The sequence below is a fragment of the Planctomycetota bacterium genome, assembly GCA_038746835.1.
GTDB lineage: Bacteria > Planctomycetota > Phycisphaerae > Tepidisphaerales > Tepidisphaeraceae > JBCDKH01.
Window position 1 is genome coordinate 1 of record JBCDKH010000316.1, and the last position, 1,949, is coordinate 1,949.

2 protein-coding genes are annotated in these 1,949 nt (G+C 65.6%); both read left to right on the top strand.

The annotated features are described in order from the left end of the window. The first annotated feature begins 129 nt into the window (after positions 1-129). Positions 130-1,149, top strand: a complete 1,020-nt coding sequence (locus tag AAGI46_17015; protein ID MEM1013909.1) for a GHMP kinase — start codon at positions 130-132, stop codon at positions 1,147-1,149. A 15-nt stretch (positions 1,150-1,164) separates the two neighbouring features. Continuing rightward, the coding region (locus tag AAGI46_17020; protein ID MEM1013910.1) for a UTP--glucose-1-phosphate uridylyltransferase at positions 1,165-1,949 on the top strand (785 nt) is incomplete at its 3' end.

Consider the following 1,949-nt stretch of genomic DNA (forward strand, 5'->3'; position numbering starts at 1 on the left):
GGGCCGTCGTGGGCTGCGGGGTGTGGTTTACCTCCCCGCCGGGGTGGGGGGGCGCTTCTGCGCACGATGGCCGAAGCGCCCGCTCACGCGGGCGGCTTAGTTCTCCGACGCTGATACCCTGTCGATGCGATGATCATCGAAACGCATGCCTACGCCCGTGCCGGGCTCGTCGGGAACCCGTCGGACGGGTACTTTGGGAAGACCATTTCGTTCGCCATCCGCGATTACAAAGCGACGGTCAAGCTGTGGGATTCGCCGCACTTCGAGATTGTGCCGGGCAGCGGCGACCTGTGCCGGTACGACAGCGTCGACGACTTCCTTCGCGAGTCGAAGCTCATGGGCTACTACGGCGCAATGCGGCTCATCAAGGCCACCGTCGCCCGCTTCCACGACTACGCCCGCGAAGCCGGCCATCACCTGGGCGGCCGAAGCAACTTCACCATTAGCTTCGACACCGACATTCCGCGGCTCGTCGGCATGAGCGGCTCCAGCGGCATCGTCGTCGCGACGCTGCGGGCGCTCATGGCCTTTTACGATGTCGACATCCCCAAGGAACAGCTGCCGACGCTGGCACTCTCCGTCGAGACCAAGGAGCTCGGCATCGCGGCCGGTCTGCAGGATCGTGTGGTGCAGACGTACGAGGGCATCGTCTACATGGACTTCGACCGCGAGATGGTCGAGCGGACCGGCCGCGGGCACTACGAAGTGCTCGAGCCGGAGACGATGCCGCAGGTCTTCGTCGCTTTCGATCCGGAGCGGGCCGAGGTGAGCGACGTGCCGCACCGCAACCTGCGGAAAGACTGGGAAGAAGGCCAGCCCGACGTGCTGAACGCAATGAAGCGGCTGGCCGAGCTGACCGACGCGGGACGACGAGCGATCCTCGACTTCGACATGCCCAAGCTGCACGAGGTGACCAACGAGAACTACGAGGTCCGCAAGACGATCATGAAGATCGCCCCGGAGAACGACAAGATGGTGCAGGTCGCCCGCAGCGTCGGCGCTTCGGCCAAGTTCGCCGGCAGCGGCGGTGCGATCACGGGCGTCTACCTCGACGGCGATCAGTACAGCCGCCTCGTCGACGCCCTGGCTGAGATCCGCTGCACGTGCTTCCGCCCGGTGATCCGCGAGCGACGTCAGAAGCCGCGGTGAGTTAGACTGCACGCGATGATCGAGACCGCAGTCATTCCCGCCGCAGGCTTCGGGACGCGTATGCTGCCCGCCGCCAAGGCGGTGCCGAAGGAGATGCTGCCGATCTTGAGTCGGCCGACGATCGAATACGTCGCGGAAGAGGCCGCCGACGCGGGTGTGGGCGACCTGCTGCTCGTCGTCAGCAACGACAAGAAGGCGATCGAAGATCACTTCGACACGCACGCCGACCTGGAGCGCCGACTGAAGGAAAAGGGTCGCGAGGACTGGCTGTCATCGATCAACGGCTTGCTCGATCGCCTGCAGGTCTTCAGCGTGCGTCAGCGCGAACAGCTCGGCCTTGGTCACGCGGTCCTTCAGGCCGAGCGGCATGTCGGTGACAAGCCGTTCCTCTGCATGCTCGGCGACACGATCTTCTCCGGCTCGAACCCGGCGAAACAGCTCGTCGCCGCACAGGCCGAACTCGGCGGCAGCGTCATCGGCCTCGAACGCGTCCCGGCCGACCTTGTCAGCCGCTACGGCATCGCCGGCGGAACGATGGTCTCAGACGGTGTGATGAAGCTCGATCGCCTCGTCGAGAAGCCCTCAGCCGCCGACGCCCCGAGCGACCTCGCCGTCGCCGCCCGGTACGTCCTGAGTCCGACGATCTTTCGGCTACTCCACGAGACGCCCCGCGGAGCCGGCAACGAGATTCAACTCACCGACGCCCTGCAGGAACTCATCCGCCAGGAGCCCGTCCACGGCATCGTCCTCGATGCAACCCGCCACGACATCGGCAACCCGGTCGACTGGTTGAAGACGAA

Coding starts and splice junctions, on each gene's coding strand:
- AAGI46_17015 (MEM1013909.1), top strand. CDS start 130: ATGATCATCGAAACGCATGCCTACGCCCGTGCCGGGCTCGTCGGGAAC.